Source organism: Paraburkholderia susongensis (genome assembly GCF_900177725.1).
GTDB classification, from domain to species: domain Bacteria; phylum Pseudomonadota; class Gammaproteobacteria; order Burkholderiales; family Burkholderiaceae; genus Paraburkholderia; species Paraburkholderia susongensis.
Window position 1 is genome coordinate 28,302 of the sequence record NZ_FXAT01000013.1, and the last position, 19,523, is coordinate 47,824.

A 19,523-nucleotide genomic window follows, 5' to 3' on the forward strand; every position below is an offset into this window, starting at 1 on the left:
GATTCCAGACGAGGTGGTCCTGATGAACCGCTTATCGAGCGCGCCGACGGCGCTGCAACGGCATTACGAAGTGGTCGTGGTGGGTTCGGGCTACGGCGGCGCGATCGCCGCGAGCCGTATGGCGCGCGCGGGCCGCAGCGTATGCGTGCTCGAGCGCGGCCGCGAATTCATGGCCGGCGAATACCCGCGCACGCCGGTGCACGGCAGCGAGCAGATCCAGTACAACACCGCCGAGGCGCAGCTCGGCTCGCCGCTCGCGCTGCTCGAAGTGCACGTGAACGAGGACGTCAACGCGGTGGTCGGCTGCGGGCTCGGCGGCACCTCGCTGATCAATGCGAACGTCGCGCTCGAAGCCGACCCGCGCCTGTGGGACGACCCGCGCTGGCCGGCCGCGCTGCGCACCGACCAGGCTGGCCGCGACGCAGGCTACGCGCGCGCGCGCAAGATGTTGTCGCCGACACCGGTGCCCGACGACTTCCCAACGCTGCCGAAACTGCAGGCGCTCCAGAAATCGGCGCAGGCGCTCGGCATGGCGAACCGCTTCACCCGGCCACCGATCACGGTCACGTTTACGAAAGGTCCGAATGCGGCGGGCGTCGAGCAGCAGCCCTGCGTCGGTTGCGGCGATTGCAACTCGGGTTGCAACTACGACGCGAAGAACTCCACGCACATGAACTATCTTCCCGACGCGGTTGCGCACGGGGCACAGATTTTCACCGGCGCGGCCGTGCATTCGGTGCTGCGTGATCCGGACACGCAGCAATGGAAGGTGAACTTTCAGCTCGTGAAGCTCGGCCGCGAAAGCTACGATGCGCCCGATCTGTTCGTGCTGGCCGACATCGTCATCGTCGCGGCGGGGACGATCGGCTCCAGCGCGTTGCTGCTGCGCTCGCGCAAGGAGGGCTTGAGCACCTCGGACATGCTCGGTCAGCACTTCACCGGCAACGGCGACGTGCTCGCGTTCGCCTACAACACGAAGGACACGATCAACGGCGTCGGCTGGGGCGAGCATGTGAAAGGACAGATTCCCGAGGTTGGCCCGACCATCACCGGGCTCATCGACGTCCGCAAGAACGGTGAGAACGTCAAGGATGGCTACGTGATCGAGGAAGGCTCGCTCGCCGGGCCGGTCGGCAAAGCGCTCGTCGGCATGCTCGGCGCGGTCGCGCCCATCGAAGGCGTGGACCCGGCCGGGCCGCCCTCGCTGCGCGAGCGGCTTGCCTACGACGCGCGCGCGATCGACAGCCTGATTCGCGGCCCGTATCACGGCGCGCTCAATCACACGCAAAGCTATCTCGTGATGGCGCATGACGACGAAAGCGGCCGCGTCACGATCGACGACAAAGGCCGCGCGCGCATCGAATGGAAAAACGCGGGCCGCCAGCCGATCTTCAAGACCATCGAGAACGTGCTGATCGAGGCCACCGCGCCGCTCGGCGGCAAATACGTGCGCAATCCGATTTCAACGAAGATTCTCGGCAGACGCACCGTCACCGTGCATCCGCTCGGCGGCTGCGGCATGGGCGAGGACGCGCAGCGCGGCGTCGTCGATCATAGGGGCCGCGTATTCAGCGGCACGGCGGGCGACGCGGTACACGACGGCCTCTATGTGATGGACGGCGCCGTGATGCCGATGTCGCTCGGCGTGAATCCGCTGCTGACGATTTCCGCGCTCGCCGAGCGCAACTGCGAGCTGCTCGCGAAGGCGCACGACTGGTCGATCGATTATGCGTCGGCGGGCACGGCCGCCACGCCGCCCGCGCAGAAGATCGGCCTGCGCTTCACGGAGACGATGGTCGGCACGTACCTGCCTGCGGTGGCCGGTGAAACCGCGAAGAGCGAGATCGAATTCACGTTGACGGTGGAGTCGGACGATCTCGCCGATATGCTAAGCAATCCACAGCATCTCGCTCGCACCGCGGGCACACTGACCTGCCCCGCCCTTTCCACGCAACCGCTGACGATCACCGACGGCACGTTCAACCTGTTCATCGTCAACGCGTCGGACGTCGACGAGCGCAACATGACTTACCGCATGACGCTCAACGCGGCCGAAGGCAAGACGTACTATCTGAGCGGCAAGAAGATCATCACGCGTACGTCGCCGATCAATCTGTGGGAGCAGACCAACACGCTCTACGCGGAAATACGCGCGTCGGCCGACGACGCCGCGGCGCCGATCGGCACAGCAACGCTCGTCATCACGCCGGAGAACTTCCTCAAGCAGCAGCGCACGCTCGAAGTCACCAACACGCCCGATCTGAAAACCCGCCTCGAATGGACGCTGAAGTTCGGCAAGTTCTTCGCGGGCGTGCTGTTCACCGAATACGGCGGCGTGGCCGCGCCGCTGCAATTCTACGATCCGAACCTGCCGCCGCGCGCGAAGCGCACGCTGCGCGCGCCGCCGCCGCAGATCACGTTCTTCGACACACCCGACGGCACGACGCTCAAGCTCACGCGCTACCACGATCCGGCTTCGGGAAAAGCCGCGAGGCCGGTCCTGCTGATTCACGGCTCGGGCGTGTCGAGCCGCATCTATTCGACCGATCTGACGCCGACCAATCTCGTCGAATATCTGTGCGCATCGGGCTACGACGTCTGGCTCGTCGATCTGCGCGTGAGCATCGAGCTGCCGAGCGTGCTCGTGCCGACCAACGTCGACAAGGTCGCGCGCGAGGACATTCCCGCCGCGGTCGCGAAGATTCGCGCGCTGACCGGCGCGCCGGACATTCAGGTGCTGGGTCACTGCATGGGCGGGCTAGCGCTGAGCATGTCGCTGATGTACGAACTCGAGGGCGTGCGCTCGGCGGTTATTTCGCAGGTGTCCGCGCATCCGGTGCCGGGCACGCTGCAACGAATCAAGGCCGGGCTCCATATTCCAGACCTCATGCAGCATCTGCGCATACGCGATCTCACTGCGTATACGCAGGAGGACTCATGGCCCGAGAACCTGTACGACGAAGCGCTGCGGCTTTATCCGGTCAATCACGCGCAGGGCTGCGGCAATCCGATCTGTCATCGCGCGACGTTCCTGTACGGCCTGCTCTACGAACACGAGAAACTGGGCGAGACGCTGCATGCCAACCTGCAGGAACTGTTCGGCATTCACGACGTCGAGGTGTTCACGCATCTGGCGGCCATGGTGCGGGCCGGCAAGGTCGTCGATGCGAAAGGCCGCGACGTGTACCTGACCGGCGCCGACGGCAAGAAGGGACTGGCAGGCATGCGCCTGCCGATCGGCTTCATTCACGGCGAAAAGAACGAGACCTATCTGCCGAAGAGCACGGAGCTCACCTACGACATGCTGCGCACTGCGTTCCCCGAGCAGCCGTATGAGCGGCATCTGATTCCGGGCTACGGGCACATCGACTGCATGTTCGGCAAGAACGCGGCGGCTGATGTTTATCCGGTGATCGTGCGGTATCTGGACGCGCATTGAGGCGGTTCGCTCATTCACGGGCGCTGCGCGAACTACCGTCAATGCGCGCGCGGTGCCCGCCTTTCGCTTCGCTTCATGTCCCTTCGCTGATTGATGCGCAATGCGTCTTCCCGATGACGCGGGTTCTCCTGCCGCCGTCATTCCGGTAAGGTTCGTGTTGCGCGACACGCGGCCAGCGTCCTTGTCCACGTTCGTCACGCCTTCATTTCTCTTTCGTTCCGCCCTCATTCACTTCGCACTATCACGCTCATTCCGATGAAAAAATTCTTTCTCGCCTTGTTCGCTGCCGGACTGCTCGGCAGCACCGTCGCCGCGACGAACGTGCAGGCGGCAGAGCTTCGCGTCATGACCTCGGGCGGCTTCACGGCCGCATATAAAGAGCTCGGGCCGAAGTTCGCGGCCGCGAGCGGCAACACGCTCGATACGATACTCGGGCCGTCGATGGGTCAATCGCCCGAAGCCATTCCGAATCGGCTCGCGCGCGGCGAATCCGCGGACGTGGTAATCATGGTGGGCTACGCGCTCGACGATCTCATCAAGCAGGGCAAGGTCGTTCCCGGTTCGCGCGTGGAGCTCGCGGATTCGCGCATCGGCATGGTCGTGCGCGACGGTGCGCCGAAACCCGACATCAGCACGGTCGAAGGATTGAAAAACGCGCTGCTGCACGCGAAATCGATTGCCTACTCGGACAGCGCAAGCGGCGTCTATATTCAACGCGAGCTGTTCAAGCGGCTCGGCATCGAAGATCAGGTGAGCGCGAAAGCGAAGATGGTGCCGAAGATTCCGGTCGCCTCGGTCGTTGCGAGCGGCGAATACGAAATCGGCTTCCAGCAGGTCAGCGAACTGCTGCCGGTGAAAGGCGCGGCTTTCGTCGGCAAGATTCCCGAGTCCGTGCAATCGGTCACGCGCTTTGCCGCGGGCATTCCGGTCAACGCGCCGCATCCGCAGGAAGCGAAGGCGCTGCTCGACTATCTCGCGTCACCCGCGGTTCAGGAAACGGTTCGCTCGACCGGGCTCGATTCCGTCACCGCTCATTGATGGCTGACGTGGCGTAGATCCATGCTCAACGTCGCACTCGCAAAGTGCTAGGACGTACGCCACGTTTTCAACGCACGCGTCATTGCGCCCGGTTGGCGTATTCAGTTATCGCACCGGTTTTCGCACCGGTTGTCGCATCCGGTTCAGAACAGCTTGCCCGGATTCAGAATGCCGTGCGGATCGAGCGCGCGCTTGATCGCGGCCATCGCCGCGAGCTCGGCCGGCGAGCGCGAGATCGGCAGGAACTCGCGCTTGAGCAGGCCGATGCCATGTTCCGCCGACACCGAGCCGTGCAACGGCCCGAGCATCTCGTAGACGAACGCATAGACCGCGTGATGATCGACACCGGGAACCGAACGGCCGTCGACGGTCACGTGCAGATTCGAATCGCCGATATGCCCGAAGAAATATGACTCGTTGCCGGGCCAGCGCTGATCGAGCGCGGCGCGGCAACGCTCGACGAACGCACCGATTTCGCCGATCGGCAAGCTCACGTCGAAGTTGATCGGATCGAGCCTGACAGGAAACTCCGCCGTGCACTCGCGGATCGCCCACAGTGCACGCGCATCGGCAACCGACTGCGCGATCACCGCGTCGCGCAGCGCGCCCTCGGTGTGCGCATCGGTCAGGACTTCCGCAAAGCGTTCGCCGTCGTCGCTCGCGTCGAAGCCCGCGTGTTCGATCAGCGCATAGAGCGGATGCGCGGCATCGAACGGTGAACGCGTACCGGTCAGCTTCACGCCGAAGTCGTAGAAGTCCGGCCACATGATCTCGAATGCGCCGATATCGTTGCCGAAGCGCGTCGACAAACGGCGCAGCAAATTCACGGCCGCGTCATAGCCGTCGAGCGCGACGAGCGCCGTATGACGCGCCGCGCGCTGCGGATGCAGCCGCAACACGGCGCGCGTAATCACGCCGAGCGTGCCCTCCGAGCCGATGAACCAGTGCTTGAGGTCGTAGCCCGTGTTGTTCTTGACCATCTTGCCAAGCGACGTGAGCACGTCGCCATTCGCCAGCACCACTTCGAGCCCGAGCACCTGGTCGCGCGCGGTGCCCGACTGGATCACGCGATTGCCGCCCGCGTTGGTCGCGAGATTGCCGCCGATCTGGCACGAACCGCGCGCGCCGAGATCGAGCGCGAGTTCGAAGCCCGCGGCTGCCGCGGCTTCCTGCGCGGTTTGCAAGGTGGTGCCCGCGCGCACGGTCAGCGTGGCCGACGCGGCATCGAGTTCTTCGACGCCGGCGAGGCGTTCGAGCGACATCGCGATATCGCCGGCCCGCGCAATCGCGCCACCCGCCAGCCCGGTCATGCCGCCTTGCGGTACCACCGGCTGATGCGCCGCATGGCAGATCGCGAGCGCGCGCGACACCTCCTGCGTCGTGCGCGGCAGCAGCAGCGCGGCGGGACGCGTCGGCTCGTGACGCGTCCAGTCGGTCATTGCGCGCTCGCCGATCTGCGCGCCGACACGTACCGCGTCGTCGCCGAGCGCGGCGCGCAATGCGTCGAGTGTCGCCGCGAGCGGTGCGGTCGTGGTCGCGGTCGTGATCGTTTTATCGTCGGTGATGCCGTGATCTGTCATGCCTGTCATGCGGCGGTTCCTTACGTTGCCTTGGCGGCGAGTTTCTTCCGATAGCCCATCGAATCGTTGATGCGGCCGAGTATGTAGTCGCCCGCGGCGACCGGCTGATATTTGACGGCCGCGTCGCTCACACCGAGTTCGCGCGGATCGACGAGCGCGCCGTAGGTCGGATCGTAGAACGTCGCGATCGAATAGCGCTGGCGTCCCGACGCGTTGATGACCCGATGCAGCGTCGAGCGGAACCGGTCGTTGGTCCAGCGCGCGAGCAGATCGCCGACGTTCACGACGAAGCTGCCTTCGACCGGCGGTGCGTCGATCCACGTGTCGTTGGCGATTTCGCGCACCTGCAGGCCGCCCACCTGGTCCTGCCACAGCAGCGTGATGCAGCCGTAGTCGGTGTGCGGCGCGACGCCGAACTGATCTTCATCCGATTGCGGCGGCTGCGGCGGATAGTAGACCATCTGCGTACGCTGCATCCGCTTCGTGTAGCGCGGAGCAAAAAAATCCTCACCGACGCCAAGACTCATTGCGACCGCTCGCAACAGATCGGCGCCGCATGCGCCGATCGCCTCGTAATAGCCATACAGCGCGGGGCGCAGTTCCGGCATGAAGTCGGGCCAGTTATTCGGCCCGCGCAGCGCCTGGCCCGCGAGCACGTCGGGATCGTCTTCGGGCAGTTCGAGCCCGATGCTGAAGAACTCCTTGTAGTCGGGACGCGTGGCCTGATACATCGTCGCGTCGCCGAGCGCATTGAAACCGCGATGCCGATGATTGACCGCGGCACGCCGCTTGGTCTCGACCGGAAACGCGAAGAACCTGCGCGCGGCCTGCGCGGCTGCATCGATCGCCGCTTGCGGCACGCCGTGATTGATGACGTAGAAGAAGCCGATCGCCGTGCACGCTTCGCGAATTTCCTGTGCGACGCGCTCGAGCGCGCGCGAATCGCCCGCGCGTACGCCGGCAAGATCGATGATCGGAATGCGGGTCACGGGCATTGCTCTGCTCCCAGAAGGGCCGGTTGCACCGGATGGATCGATTGAACCCGCCGGTGCAATCGACTGGTGAAAGAGGTGGCGCGAAGCATGGCCGAAGCATCGCCGAAGTATCACGAAAGGCCGCGCATGCGCCACTTGCATTGCAGTTGTATATACCGCCAAAAGCGCGCCTGCAAGAGGCTTTTTTCGCCTCGATATAAGGGCTTTTCTCTAGCCGCGCAACTATTTATTTCTCGCCGGGAACGCGGTATATACTGCTTTGAACCGATACCCACAACACCTGTTCGCCCCGGAGAAACCCATGCGTATTCTTGCAGGCTGGAAATGTCGTCTGGTCATGCTGACGTTGTGCGCGGCAAGCGTCGCGGCCCACGCGGAAGACCAGCTCGCCAAAGTGAAGAAGGCCGGCGAACTGGTGGTCGGCACCGAAATGCAGTTCGCGCCGTTCGACTTCCTCGAAAACGGCCAGCAGTCGGGCTTCAACAAGGACCTGTTCGCGGAGGTCGGCAAGGAGCTGGGCGTGAAGGTGCGCTTCATCGACCTGCCCTGGCCGAGCGTGCTGCCCGGTCTCGAAGCGGGCAAGTTCGACATGGTGGGCGGCCCGCTGACCGTCACCAAGGCGCGCATGGAGCGCTACGCGTACACGCTGCCCGTCGCGGACGCCACCGACGCGCTGCTCAAGCGCGCGAACGATACGTCGCTCAAGCAGTCGTCGGATATCGCGGGCAAGATAGTCGGTGCGGGCAAGGGTAGCGCGCAGTTCGATCAGTTGAAGAGCTATGTGGCGACGCTGCCGAAGCCGCCTGAAATCCGCGAATACGTCGACAATAATCAGGCTTATGCGGACCTCGCCGCCGGCCGCATCGCGGCGGTCGCGAACTCGATGACCAACATCGCCTACGTCGCGAAGCAGCGCCCCGAGATGTTCGCGGTCGTGCAGCCACCGTTCGGCGCGAAGGTGTATTTCGCGTACGCGCTGCGCAAGGACGCCGACAGCAAACCGCTCGTCGATGCGTTCAATGCCGCGCTCGTGAAGATGCACAACGACGGACGCCTCGCCGCGCTGCAGAAGAAATGGTTCGGCGTGACGATGGATGCGCCGACCACGATGCCCGCGCCGAACTACTGAGCATTACCGATGCGGGCCATGCGCGCCGTGAAGGACGTCACGTCGCACGTCATGGCCTCCGCATCGCCCTTTCCGTTCCACTGACCGGGTTCGTCATGTTCAGCACGACCGTCTTCGTTCAGGGCCTGCCGCTGTTGCTGCACGCGGCGCTCGCCACCATCGCCATTTCGCTGACGGGGCTCGTGATCGGCTTCTTCGTCGCCATCGGCGTATGCTCGGCGCGGCTCTCGCAACACCGCGCCGCGCGTCTCGCGGGCGGCGCCTACGTGTTCTTCTTTCGCGGCGTGCCGATGCTCGTGCAGCTGCTGCTCGTCTACTACCTGCTGCCGTTCGCAGGCATCAACGTGTCGCCGATCGTCGCCGCGCTCAGCGCGGTGTCGCTGTGCTCGGCGTCGTATATCGCCGAGATCCTGCGCGGCGGTTTTCTGAGCATTCCGCCCGGGCATCTCGAAGCCGCGCGCATGCTCGGGCTCTCGCCGCTCGACACGCTGCGGCGCATTCTCGTGCCGCAGGCTTTCCGTTTGACGCTGCCCTCGCTCGTCAACGAAATGGTGCTGCTCATCAAGGCTTCTTCACTGATTTCGGTGGTCGGCGTCGCCGAGTTGACGCGCACCGCGCAGAACATCGCCGCGAGCACGTACCGGCCGCTCGAAGCGTATCTCGCGGCCGGGCTCATCTACTTCGTGATCTGCGGTGCGCTCGCGCTCGTCGCGCACGCCGCCGAATACCGTTTGCAGCACGCCTGAGCGCCGAACCCACACGAGCCCCGCCATGCAAGCATTCGACCCCACCGTCATCACGCACAACCTGCAGCCGATCGCCGCGGGTCTCGCGACCACGCTCGGCAGTTGGGCCGCCGGGGTCGCGATCGGTCTGCTGCTCGGCTTTCTGATCGCCGTCGCGCAACTCTTCTGCGGACGCTGGATGCGCGGTGTGCTGCGCGTCTATATCGAGCTGCTGCGCGGCACGCCGTTTCTCGTGCAACTGTTTCTGCTCTATTACGGCGGCCCCTCGATCGGCCTCACGCTCGAACCGATGACGGCCGGCGTGCTCGGCCTCGGCCTCTATGGCAGCGCGTATTTCGCCGAGGCATTCCGCTCCGGTTTCCAGTCGGTGCCGCAAGGGCACCTCGAAGCGGCGGCATGTCTCGGGCTCACGCGCTGGCAGGCGATCCTGCGCATTCAGGCGCCGCAAATGCTCGTGCTGATCGTGCCCGCGCTCACCAATCTCATCATCGTGCTGAGCAAGGAAACCGCCGTGCTGTCGATCGTCACCGTGCCCGAACTCACCTTCGTGCTGACCGGCATCGGCTCGGCCACCTTCGCTTTCGTCGAAACCCTGCTGGTGCTGTGCGTGTGCTATCTCGCGCTCGTCGAGCTGACCTCGCGCGCGGGCATGTGGGCCGAAGCCCGCCTCTCACGCTTCATGGCATGACCCCGGAGCTCCTATGAACGCCATCGCCGACATGCCCTCCTCCACGTCATCTTCATCGTCCTCTCGCGCGCCTTCGCTCGCCGCGCGGGACGCCGCGCCGCTCATCGAAGTGCGCGACCTGCGCAAACGCTTCGGCGAGGTCGAGGTGCTGCGCGGCGTCGATCTCGAGATCGCGCGCTCCGAAGTCGTCTGCATCATCGGGCCGTCGGGCTCGGGCAAAAGCACGCTGCTGCGCTGCCTCGCCGCGCTCGAAACCTACGATCAGGGCGACGTGCGCATCGAAGGCGAACTGCTCGGCTATACGGAGCGCAACGGCCGCCGCGTGCGTGCGTCGCCCGGCGAGATCAACCGCGTGCGGCGTAACGTCGGCATGGTGTTCCAGCAGTTCAACCTGTGGCCGCACATGACCGCGCTCGGCAACGTCATGGAAGCGCTCCTGCGTGTGCGGCGGCTTTCGCACGACGAAGCGCGCCGCCGCGCGGGCGCGATGCTCGAGACAGTCGGCCTCGCGCACAAGGGCGACGCCTATCCGGCGAAACTGTCGGGCGGCCAGCAGCAACGTGTCGCGATCGCCCGTGCGCTCGCGATGGAGCCGCACATCATGCTGTTCGACGAACCCACCTCGGCACTCGACCCCGAACTCGTCGGCGAAGTGCTGCAGGTGATGAAGCAGCTCGCGCGCGACGGCATGACGATGGCCGTGGTCACGCATGAAATGGGCTTTGCCGCGCAGGTCGCGGACAAGGTCGTGTTCATCGATCAGGGGCGCATCGCCGTGCAAGGCAAGCCGCGCGAAGTCTTTCACGATGCCGCGCAGCCGCGTCTGCGGCAGTTCCTGCAAAACTATTTCGACCGCAACGCGTTCTGGACGCGCGGTCCCGACGACACCGAGCCGCTATGAGTTCCATCGCGCGTCAGAAGCTACGCGGCAAGCCGTCGGCTGGAGCCACGAAGGCGATCGCGGCAGGAACCGCGCGCGCGACCGATGAGCCGCCCGCCGCGCGCTACGAACAGGTCAAGCAGCACATCCGCCAGATCATCGAATCGGGCGAGCGCCACGCGGGCGACCGCCTGCCTTCGGAACTCGATCTCGTGGCGACGCTCGGCGTATCGCGCATGACGGTCAACCGCGCGCTGCGCGAACTCGCCGATGCGGGGCTCGTCACGCGCATCTCCGGCGTCGGCACGTTCGTCGCGCAGAGCAAGCCGCAATCGACGCTGCTGATGATCGCCCATATCGGCGACGAAATCCGCTCGCGCGGTCATGCGTATCGTTGCGATATGGTGCTGTTGCAGCGCGAGTCCGCGTCGGTGACGGTGTCGAACGCGCTGGGCCTCGCGCCTGGCGCCTCGGTGTTTCACGTAATCTGCGTGCACCGTGAGAACGGCCTGCCGGTGCAGCTCGAAGATCGCTACGTGAATCCGGCTGTCGCGCCGGATTTTCTGCAACACGATTTTTCGGCGCTCAAGCCATCCGAGTATCTGCTCGAAGTCGTGCCCGCGCACAATCTCGAACACATCGTCGATGCCGCGCTGCCGACGCCCGCTGAAGCCGCGCTGCTGGAAATCCGCGTCGAGGAGCCCTGCCTCACGCTAACGCGCCGCACGTGGACGAGCGGCGTCGCGGTGACGTTCGCGCGCTTCGTGCATCCGGGCTCGCGCTATCGGCTCGGTTGCCGTTTTTCGCCGGATACGTCGCAACGGCAGGGCTGATAACAGCGCAGCGCTACACGGTCCCGGCCAGATGAAAGCGCGAGGCCGGATGCCATAGCCGCACCGAGGTCGCCACGTTCTCACCGACCCACGTGCGCCGCCACAGCAGCAGACACGGCTCGCCGATATCCATCATCAGATGCCGCCGCACGTAGGCGTCGGGTTTCTGCGCGTAGATGCGAAACTCGGCGCGCTGCACCGGGGCGAGCCGCATCATGTAGTGATTCGGCGTTTCGAGCGTGAAATCCTGCTGCAGATAATCAGGGAAGACTTTCGGATTGACGTAGCGGTCCTCGTACTGGATCGGCTCGTCCTCCTCGCTGTGCACGATGCACGAGTGATACGCGGGGCCGCTCGCGAGACCGAGCGCCTGGAGTGCATCGGCGTCGTCGCCCGGTTCGAGCGTCAGCACGCGCGCCGCATGACGATGACCGCGCGCGGCGATTTCGTCGGCGATATTGCGGATTTCCAGCACCGTCGATTCATAGCGCTGCGGCGCGACGAACGTGCCCGAGCCTTGCACGCGCGTGAGCACGCGCTCGGCGGTCAGCTCGCGCAGCGCGCGCGACACCGTCATGCGCGCGACGCCGAATTCCTTGACCAGTTCCGTTTCGGAAGGGATCAGCCCGCCCGGCTTCCAGGCGCCCTCGCTGATGCGCTCGAGCACGTAGCGCTTGATCTGCTCGTAAGCGGGCATGGCCTTGACCGGCGTGTCGCGGTCGCGCCCGGCGGGGTTCGGATTCTGGTCCAGTTTCTGATTCGGTTTCTGCCCGTCCTGTACGGCTTGTGCGCTGTGCGCCTGTGTAGTTGTTTTCACTCCAAACCTCATGGGTGGTACGCCGGTGGTACACGTTGTACACCGTGGCACGGTTCTCCGGCACCGTGCCCAATCTTATCTGGTTCGGCCGCGGGTTCGCGCGTTTTCTCGATGTGTTTCGCCCGCGCGTTGCTATCGCGAAACGCGGCGTGCTACCAGATGAACGGCACGAAGCGGAAGCGCACCCGTTCCATATAGGCCGCGTAGCCGTCGAGCTGCTCGGCGAGCAGGCGCTCCTCACGCACCGCGCGCCAGCCCATGCCGAACGCCATCAAGGGCAGCGCCGCGAGCCCCCACCATGAGCCGAGCATGAGCGGCGTGCCGATGAAGAACAGCAGCGCGGCGGCATACATCGGATGACGAACATACGCATAAGGACCGGTGTCGGCCACCTTGTGGCCGCGGCTCGCCTGAATCTTCACGACCGGCGCCGCGTAGCTGTTCGCGCGAAAGACGAAACGGCACATGAAGATGCACAAGAACACGCACAGCGAACCGAAGCTCACGAGCAGGACCGGCAGCGGCGCGGACCAGCGAAAGCGCACCGCGTCGAAGCCCATGAGGATCAGCCAGGCGCACCATACGAGCGCGACCACGGCCATGAACAGGCGATCCCAGCGGCTCTGCTGCGCCTGCACGAACGGCGCGAGCCGCTCGGCCAGCAACGCGGGATCATGACGCGCGAGCCACAGACCGAGCCATAGACTCAACACGGCCAGCTCAAGCACATACCACCACGCCGCCGGCCACGCGAGCGTGCCCGCCGCGCCGAACAGCAGCACGCCCATGCCCGCGAGCCATGCGAGCGATTGCAGGATCAGACGGGCGACCATGGCGGCACCTCCTTGGGCGGGCTGCTTATGTGGCTGCGTTACATGGCCTCATCGAGCAGTCCTGTTAAGTGGTCTCATCAAACGGCCTCGTTGCGCGTCCGCACGCGCTCGAACACGCTGGCAATGTCGAGGTCTTCGAGGTTCAAACCGAAGCGCTCGCGCAGACAGTCGGCGAGTTCGCCAGCGCTTGCGATCTGCCGCTCGATGACGATCCGGCCTTGCGCATCGCGCTCGTTCAGATGGTCGTTCAGGAGCGTGACGCGCAAGTCGGACAACACGCGACACACCATCAGGTTGTGCGCGAACACCGAATCCGGCGAGGTCGACGTGTACCAGTTCGAGGTCTCGTAATCGATCCATTCGACCGGATGCAGATCGAAGCGATAGACGCGCGCCCAGCCTTCGTCAGGCGCCTGCACTTCGAGATACAACATGTCGCGCCCGGCGTCGGCGAGGCGGAAGTTGCCGAGCGGAACCGGCTGTGCGAGGCCCGCGATCAAACGCAGCGGCGCGGTCAGCGTCACGCTGCCGAAGCCGACGTCGGCGATCCACGCGTCATCGCCGATGTCGATGCGCAGCACCATGTGCGTGCGCGGCGCAATAGTGCCGGGCTCGCGGCCCCACAGCACGCGTCCGAGCAGCGGTGTGACCTTGAAGCCGAGCTGCATCAGCACGTTCGCGAACAGCGTGTTCTGCTCGAAGCAGTAGCCGCCCCGCTTTTCGGTAACGAGCTTGCGTTCGAGCGATTCGAGGTCCAGCTTGACCGGACGGCCCGTGAGCACATTCAGGTTCTCGAACGGAATCGCCATAGGATGCAGCCGGTGAATCGCCTGCAGCACTTCCAGCGTGGCCGCGCGCGGACCCGAGTAGCCGATGCGGGAGAAGTAGTTTTCCAGATTGATGGCGTGGGACATCGGCGTGGTTCCGATAGAAAGGATGGCGGGTTCACCGCACGCGGGCCGGCGGCGCTTGCGTGCAACGCGCGAGCCCGCTTCAGCAAAACTATCTTAGCGGCTTTCGCGCGCGCCCGGCACGATGCGGCTGATCCGCAAGCAAGCCTGTTTTCGTCGCGGCGCGCAAGCTGACGGACACGGCGCCGCATGAGCGGCGGCACCTTCCTGCAGACCGCGCGACATTGCATCAACTAGCGCGGCAAATGCCACCGCGATCGCAGCGGCAATGACCGCGGCAACGACATCCCCCCAACTACATTCCCTTCAACGCCGAAGTCGCGACCGACGGCACGCTGATGCCGTGGCTCGACGCGAACTGCACGGCCGAACTCAGCGTCGACATCAGCGACTGCAACTGGCCCGGCGCCGACTGCGCGATATACGACGCGCTTTGCGCGGTCTGCGGGTTAAGGCCCGATTGCAGCAACGCGCTCGGACTCATCTGCCCCACGCTGCCGAGCCCCGACTGCAAACTCGAATACTGGCTCACGCCCTTGCCAAGCGACGACAACCCTTCGGTGAACGCTTCCTTGTTGATCGGCGTCGCCGACGCGCCGCCTCCCGCTTGACTCGAGAACGCATTGGTCAGCTTCTGCGACAACGACTGTTGCGTGCTGCCCATCTGCGTCAATTGACTCACCGACGGCGTGCCGCCGCTCAGCAGCCCAGCCGCCTGCTGCGCCTGGCCGGCCGCGCTCGTCATGCCCATCGCCGAGGCAAGGCTCGATTGACCGCTCAGCACCTGCTGGTTCGCGCCCACGTAGTTCTGCAACAACTGCGACACCCCGCCCGACGAAGCGCTCGCCGAATTGCCGCCGAGCGCATTGCTCACCGCGCCGCCGAGGCCGCCGCCTGCCGAGCCGCCGGCCGAACTGTCACCGCCGCCGATGCCGAACTGCTTCAGATTCAACTGCGCATGCGCCGCGCCGCCCGCCAACAGAGCACCGCTCGTCAGCAATGAAACCAGAAGAACGCGTCGATTCATTTCCATCTCCTTATTTTGAGCTTTCAGGTTACTCGTGCGCTTCGACATCATGCGTCCCTTTACGTTCGGTATGAGCACATTAATACAATTCATTTACACATTTATTCGTTATTAATTACAAACACATGTGTTTTAAGAGTAGTCCGTAAAGGTTGGAATTAAGGTGTCGGTAATATATATGAGAATCGTTCTTATTTTCATTGACTCTCCTGATTCGCCTGCGTACGATCTCGCCATCCGCTGCCTCGACATCCCAGGACATCACGCGAATTCGCCCGCGAGGCAGTCGCAACGTTGATTAGATCAGTCGAAACAACACCAACAAGGATCTCGATGAAGTTCGCCCAACTCAACGGACGCCGCTCTGACACGCGTCCACTTTGCGACTCCTCAACACGCGCCGGCGCAATTCATCGTACGCGTACGCGTGTGCCTTCGATGCGAAACGTCGCACTGTGCACGGCTTTCGCCTGGGCGTCGCTGACTGCCGGCGTGGCGATGGCCGAGACTAATCCCGACGCGGCCCCGGAAGCACCCGAAGCCGACCTGAAAATCCAGGCGACCCAGACCGACCAGTGGACCGGCTTCTGGAACCGCCAGCAGATGCTCGGCGACATAGGCGGTCTGCGTCCGTGGCTCGGCAAATACGGCGTGACGTTTACGCTGACCGAAACCAGCGAAGTGCTCGCGAATCTGCGCGGCGGTCTCGCACGCGGCGCTGACTACGACGGCCTCACCACCGCCACCGTACAACTCGATACGCAGAAAGCGTTCGGCCTGCCGGGCGGCCTTTTCAACGTGAGCGCGCTGCAGATTCACGGCGCGAACCTAAGCGCGAACAAGCTCGGCACGCTCAATACCGCGAGCGGCATCGAGGCCGACGACGCGACGCGTCTGTGGGAGCTCTGGTATCAGCAGTCGTTTCTCGACAAGCGTGTCGACGTGAAGATCGGCCAGCAGAGTCTCGACCAGGAATTCATCACGAGTTCGTATGCGGCGCTCTTCCTGAACACGATGTTCGGCTGGCCCGCGGTGCCTTCGTACGATCTGCCGTCCGGCGGTCCCGCCTATCCGCTCGCGGGCCTCGGCGTGCGCGTACGCGGCCAGATCACCCCTTCGTTGACCGCGCTGGCCGGCGTGTACTCGGGCGACCCGCTCGGCAACAACCCGGACAACATGAGCGGCACGAACTTCAACCTGCATAACGGCGCGTTGTGGATCGGCGAGTTGCAGTACTCGATCAACCAGCCGGCCGAGGGTCAAATGGTCGGCGCGGGCGGCGGCGGTCTGCCCGGCACCTACAAGCTCGGCCTCTGGTACAACACGAACACTTTCGCGGATCAGCGTTACGACAACACAGGCTTGTCGCTCGCGAATCCGGCGTCGACCGGGATTGCCGCGAACCATCATGGCAACTACAGCATTTACGCGGTCGCCGACCAGATGGTGTGGCGCCCGGATCCGGACGGGCCGCGCAGCCTCGGCGTGTTCGCGCGCGTGATGGGCGCGCCCGGCGACCGCAACCTCGTGAGCCTCGCGGCCAACCTCGGCATCGTGCTGAAGGCACCGTTCGCCGGCCGCGACAACGATAGCGCGGGCCTCGCGCTCACCTATATCAAGGTCGGCAATCACGTGAACGGACTCGATCAGGATACCCAGGCATTCACCGGCGGCCCGTACGGCGTGCGCACGAGCGAAACCACGCTCGAGGCGACCTATCAGTACCAGGTCAATCCGTGGTGGCAATTGCAGGCCGATGCGCAGTACACGTTCAACGCCGGCGCCGGCCAGAACCCGAGCGACCCGACGCAGCCGCTGCGCAATACGTTCGTCGTCGGCGTACGGACCAACATCAATTTCTGACGCCGTCCGCGGCTCACACATACCGCTCGCGCCTACCCAATCACACGCACTCACACGCAACCGGACCCGCACTTCCCATGCTTTCGATCCTCGCCGCAACCCCTGCTTTGTGCTCATGCACGGAGGCCCAATCGTGAACCATCCCACGCGCAAGTTTTCGCCACGCGCCGCGCGGGCTCTGATCGCCGCAGCAGCCGGCGCCGCCGCCTTCGCGACGGCCGCCAGCGCGCAGGCCGAGCCGCAAGGTTTCCTCGAAACCATCAAGCACCACACGACGCTCATCAACACCGTGCCCGAGAACGGCGACCAGAACCCGTACGCGGTCGTGGTCGCGCCGGTCAGCGCGGGCACCGTCAAGAAGGGCGACGTGCTGGTCGGCAACTTCAACAATTCGACGAATCTGCAGGGCACCGGCAGCACGATCGTCAACTATCATCCGGACACCAAACAGATGACGGTGTTCGCGACCGTGCCGCGCGACCTCAAGGAGTGTCCGGGCGGCATCGGCCTGTCCACGGCGATGACGATGCTGAAGTCGGGCTATGTGATCATCGGCAGCACGCCGAGCAACGACGGCACCACCGGCACCAAGGGCGCCGGCTGCCTGATCGTGATCGACCCGCACGGCAAGATCGCCTCGACGATCACGAGCCCGAACATCAACGACCCGTGGGGCAACATGGCGGTCGTCGACAACGGCACGAGCGCGACGCTGTTCGTCAGCAACGCGGGCTTCGGCGTGGGCGGCGCGGACGGCGATCCCCCCGTCTTCAAGCAGGCCACCGTGCTGCGGCTCGACCTCGACGTGCCGGACGGCAAACCGCCCGTCGTGAAAAAGGAAACCGTGATCGGCAGTGGCTTCGGCGCGCAGGCCGACAAGGGCGTGTTCCTCGTCGGGCCGACCGGGCTCGCGATGTCGGCCGATCAGAAACTGCTGTACGTGTCCGACGCGATCGGCAACCGCATCACCGAAATCGACGATCCGCTCACGCGCGACACGAGCGCGGGCGTCGGCCGGCAGCTGACCGCCGACGGCCTGCTGCATCGCCCGCTCGCGATGACCACCACGCCGAACGGCCACCTGCTCGTGACCAACGCGCTGAACGGCCAGGTCGTCGAAATCGATCCGGCGACCGGCAAGCAGATCTACGCGCGCTGGATCGACACCGACAAGGCGCAATCGCCGCCGGGCAACGGCGACCTCTTCGGGATCGCGATGACGCCGGAAGGCGACGGCTTCTACTACGTCGAAGACGACGTGAATACGCTCGTGCTCGCGAAGTAAGCCGCGCCGCAGCGAACCACAGCATCAACGCCTGATGAAAGTGAAGTGACCATGACAAACGATCAACCCCCACGGCCGTCCCGCCGCGGTTTTCTTAAGGCCGGAGGCGCCGCGGTCGCCGCCGGCGCGAGCCTGGGCGCCGGCCTCGCGACGTCGCAGCCCGCGCTTGCGAAGGCGCCCGCCCCCGGCACCGAGCACGATCCGCAGCTCGCCGTCGAGCCGTTCTACGGCGCGCATCAGGGCGGCATCGTCACGCCGCAGCAGAGTCACACCTACGTCGCCGCGCTCGATCTGACCACCGACAAGCGCGACGACGTGATCGCCCTCCTGCGCACGTGGACCGAGGCCGCCGCGCGCCTCACCCGGGGCGACACGGCCGCCGCGCTGCCCACGGGCGACGCCGGCGACAACCACGCCGCGCCCGATTCCGGCGACGTGCTCGGTCTCGGCCCGAACGCACTCACGATCACGTTCGGCTTCGGCCCCGGCCTCTTCACGCATGAAGGCAAGGACCGCTACGGGCTCGCCGCGCGCCGCCCCGCCGCGCTCGTCGATCTGCCGCGCTTTAACGGCGATCAGTTGATCCACGAGAAGACCGGCGGCGATCTCTTCATCCAGGCATGCGCGAACGATGCGCAGGTCGCGTTTCACGCGGTGCGGCAACTGACGCGCCGCGCCTACGGCGTCGCGACGATGCGCTGGGGCCAGGCCGGTTTCCTGTCGGGTCCGCGCGGCCAGACGCCACGCAATCTGATGGGCTTCAAGGACGGCACCAACAATCCGCCGATCGCGAATCCGCAGTCGATGAACCAGTTCGTGTGGGCTCGCGCTACCGACGACGCGCCGTGGATGGAAGGCGGCACCTACACGGTCGTGCGCCGCATCCGCATCACGCTCGAACATTGGGACAACACCGAGCTCGGCTTCCAGGAGCAGGTGTTCGGCCGACACAAGTACAGCGGCGCGCCGATCGGCAGCAAGAACGAGTTCGACGCGGTGGATCTCACCGCCGAGGACAAGGACGGCAACCCGCTGATCCCGGAGAACTCGCACGTGCGTCTGTCGAATCGGGCGAGCAACAACGGCGCGCAGATTCTGCGCCGCTCGTATTCGTACAACGAAGGCACGAACTTCTATATCGAGCGCTGGCCGCCGTGGCGTCAGGAAACCGAGTACGACGCGGGGCTCATTTTCATCGCGCACCAGAGCGACCCGCGCACCGGTTTCATTCCGATCAACGACCGGCTCGCGAAGTTCGACATGATGAACCAGTTCACGACCCATGTCGGCAGCGCGATTTTCGTGGTGCCGCCGGGTGCGAAGCCGGGTTCGTATATCGGCGCGGGGCTGTTCGAGACATGATGCAGCCGCTTATGTATCTGCCCATGCATTCGATCAGACATCCGAAGTAAATGAAATACGCCGGACGCGCACCGTCCGGCTCACTCAACGCAATCAA

At 64.9% G+C, this 19,523-nt stretch carries 16 protein-coding genes; 10 read left to right on the forward strand and 6 right to left on the reverse strand.

Annotation, left to right across the window (positions count from 1 at the left end):
• The first annotated feature begins 22 nt into the window (after positions 1-22).
• Both B9Z01_RS28000 and B9Z01_RS28005 read left to right on the forward strand, forming a co-directional pair.
• Positions 23-3,439 (forward strand): alpha/beta fold hydrolase, encoded by a 3,417-nt coding sequence (locus B9Z01_RS28000; RefSeq protein ID WP_085488945.1) that lies wholly within the window; start codon positions 23-25, stop codon positions 3,437-3,439.
• 255 nt (positions 3,440-3,694) lie between these two features.
• Positions 3,695-4,477: a substrate-binding domain-containing protein gene (locus B9Z01_RS28005; RefSeq protein WP_085488814.1), complete on the forward strand. Its 783-nt coding sequence runs from the start codon at positions 3,695-3,697 to the stop codon at positions 4,475-4,477.
• A gap of 143 nt (positions 4,478-4,620) precedes the next feature.
• Here the strand turns inward: B9Z01_RS28005 and B9Z01_RS28010 are convergent, their stop codons facing one another.
• The gene (locus tag B9Z01_RS28010; RefSeq protein ID WP_085488946.1) at positions 4,621-6,057 is read right to left on the reverse strand and encodes an FAD-binding oxidoreductase; all 1,437 of its coding nucleotides are present in this window, start codon (positions 6,055-6,057) and stop codon (positions 4,621-4,623) included.
• Positions 6,058-6,077: 20 nt separating this feature from the next.
• Positions 6,078-7,052, reverse strand: coding sequence for an isopenicillin N synthase family dioxygenase (locus B9Z01_RS28015; RefSeq protein ID WP_085488815.1), 975 nt, complete (start codon positions 7,050-7,052; stop codon positions 6,078-6,080).
• 301 nt (positions 7,053-7,353) lie between these two features.
• Here B9Z01_RS28015 and B9Z01_RS28020 point away from each other — a divergent pair, with 301 nt between their 5' ends.
• The 5 genes from B9Z01_RS28020 (at position 7,354) to hutC (B9Z01_RS28040) (ending at position 11,328) form a co-directional block, all read left to right on the forward strand.
• Positions 7,354-8,181, forward strand: a complete 828-nt coding sequence (locus B9Z01_RS28020; RefSeq protein ID WP_085488816.1) for a transporter substrate-binding domain-containing protein — start codon at positions 7,354-7,356, stop codon at positions 8,179-8,181.
• Between the two features lie 95 nt (positions 8,182-8,276).
• Positions 8,277-8,927: an amino acid ABC transporter permease gene (locus B9Z01_RS28025; RefSeq protein WP_085488817.1), complete on the forward strand. Its 651-nt coding sequence runs from the start codon at positions 8,277-8,279 to the stop codon at positions 8,925-8,927.
• A gap of 25 nt (positions 8,928-8,952) precedes the next feature.
• On the forward strand, positions 8,953-9,615 hold the full coding sequence (locus tag B9Z01_RS28030; protein WP_085488818.1) for an amino acid ABC transporter permease: 663 nt from the start codon (positions 8,953-8,955) through the stop codon (positions 9,613-9,615).
• Between the two features lie 13 nt (positions 9,616-9,628).
• Complete coding sequence (locus B9Z01_RS28035) at positions 9,629-10,516, forward strand: amino acid ABC transporter ATP-binding protein (RefSeq protein ID WP_085488819.1); 888 nt, start codon at positions 9,629-9,631, stop codon at positions 10,514-10,516.
• Entirely contained in the window at positions 10,513-11,328 is an 816-nt protein-coding gene (hutC, locus tag B9Z01_RS28040; RefSeq protein ID WP_085488820.1) for a histidine utilization repressor, read from the forward strand. The genes B9Z01_RS28035 and hutC (B9Z01_RS28040) overlap by 4 nt, the downstream gene beginning before the upstream one ends.
• A 13-nt stretch (positions 11,329-11,341) precedes the next feature.
• On the opposite strand, the gene hutC (B9Z01_RS28045) is transcribed toward hutC (B9Z01_RS28040), so the two are convergent.
• The 4 genes from hutC (B9Z01_RS28045) to B9Z01_RS28060 form a co-directional block, all read right to left on the reverse strand.
• Complete coding sequence (gene hutC, locus B9Z01_RS28045) at positions 11,342-12,145, reverse strand: histidine utilization repressor (RefSeq protein WP_085488821.1); 804 nt, start codon at positions 12,143-12,145, stop codon at positions 11,342-11,344.
• 152 nt (positions 12,146-12,297) lie between these two features.
• Positions 12,298-12,978 (reverse strand): methyltransferase family protein, encoded by a 681-nt coding sequence (locus B9Z01_RS28050; RefSeq protein WP_085488822.1) that lies wholly within the window; start codon positions 12,976-12,978, stop codon positions 12,298-12,300.
• Positions 12,979-13,055: 77 nt separating this feature from the next.
• Entirely contained in the window at positions 13,056-13,892 is an 837-nt protein-coding gene (locus tag B9Z01_RS28055; protein ID WP_085488823.1) for an arylamine N-acetyltransferase family protein, read from the reverse strand.
• A 292-nt stretch (positions 13,893-14,184) separates the two neighbouring features.
• Positions 14,185-14,916 (reverse strand): hypothetical protein, encoded by a 732-nt coding sequence (locus B9Z01_RS28060; protein WP_085488824.1) that lies wholly within the window; start codon positions 14,914-14,916, stop codon positions 14,185-14,187.
• 333 nt (positions 14,917-15,249) lie between these two features.
• Here B9Z01_RS28060 and B9Z01_RS28065 point away from each other — a divergent pair, with 333 nt between their 5' ends.
• The 3 genes from B9Z01_RS28065 to efeB all read left to right on the forward strand — a co-directional run bounded on the left by B9Z01_RS28065 (position 15,250) and on the right by efeB (position 19,426).
• Complete coding sequence (locus B9Z01_RS28065) at positions 15,250-16,779, forward strand: carbohydrate porin (protein WP_085488825.1); 1,530 nt, start codon at positions 15,250-15,252, stop codon at positions 16,777-16,779.
• A gap of 133 nt (positions 16,780-16,912) precedes the next feature.
• Positions 16,913-18,064 carry an NHL repeat-containing protein gene (locus tag B9Z01_RS28070; RefSeq protein ID WP_143809087.1) on the forward strand — a complete coding sequence of 384 codons (1,152 nt, stop codon included), beginning with the start codon at positions 16,913-16,915 and terminating at the stop codon, positions 18,062-18,064.
• A gap of 51 nt (positions 18,065-18,115) precedes the next feature.
• Positions 18,116-19,426, forward strand: coding sequence for an iron uptake transporter deferrochelatase/peroxidase subunit (gene efeB / locus B9Z01_RS28075; protein WP_085488827.1), 1,311 nt, complete (start codon positions 18,116-18,118; stop codon positions 19,424-19,426).
• Positions 19,427-19,523: the final 97 nt, after the last annotated feature.

Bases quoted from the DNA above. Each gene is read 5' to 3' on its own strand.
- B9Z01_RS28065 (WP_085488825.1), top strand. From the start codon at position 15,250: ATGAAGTTCGCCCAACTCAACGGACGCCGCTCTGACACGCGTCCACTT.
- B9Z01_RS28035 (WP_085488819.1), top strand. From the start codon at position 9,629: ATGAACGCCATCGCCGACATGCCCTCCTCCACGTCATCTTCATCGTCC.
- B9Z01_RS28000 (WP_085488945.1), top strand. From the start codon at position 23: ATGAACCGCTTATCGAGCGCGCCGACGGCGCTGCAACGGCATTACGAA.
- B9Z01_RS28015 (WP_085488815.1), bottom strand. From the start codon at position 7,052: ATGCCCGTGACCCGCATTCCGATCATCGATCTTGCCGGCGTACGCGCG.
- B9Z01_RS28025 (WP_085488817.1), top strand. From the start codon at position 8,277: ATGTTCAGCACGACCGTCTTCGTTCAGGGCCTGCCGCTGTTGCTGCAC.
- hutC (WP_085488820.1), top strand. From the start codon at position 10,513: ATGAGTTCCATCGCGCGTCAGAAGCTACGCGGCAAGCCGTCGGCTGGA.
- B9Z01_RS28055 (WP_085488823.1), bottom strand. From the start codon at position 13,892: ATGTCCCACGCCATCAATCTGGAAAACTACTTCTCCCGCATCGGCTAC.
- B9Z01_RS28020 (WP_085488816.1), top strand. From the start codon at position 7,354: ATGCGTATTCTTGCAGGCTGGAAATGTCGTCTGGTCATGCTGACGTTG.
- efeB (WP_085488827.1), top strand. From the start codon at position 18,116: ATGACAAACGATCAACCCCCACGGCCGTCCCGCCGCGGTTTTCTTAAG.
- B9Z01_RS28005 (WP_085488814.1), top strand. From the start codon at position 3,695: ATGAAAAAATTCTTTCTCGCCTTGTTCGCTGCCGGACTGCTCGGCAGC.
- B9Z01_RS28050 (WP_085488822.1), bottom strand. From the start codon at position 12,978: ATGGTCGCCCGTCTGATCCTGCAATCGCTCGCATGGCTCGCGGGCATG.
- B9Z01_RS28060 (WP_085488824.1), bottom strand. From the start codon at position 14,916: ATGAATCGACGCGTTCTTCTGGTTTCATTGCTGACGAGCGGTGCTCTG.
- B9Z01_RS28010 (WP_085488946.1), bottom strand. From the start codon at position 6,057: ATGACAGATCACGGCATCACCGACGATAAAACGATCACGACCGCGACC.
- B9Z01_RS28030 (WP_085488818.1), top strand. From the start codon at position 8,953: ATGCAAGCATTCGACCCCACCGTCATCACGCACAACCTGCAGCCGATC.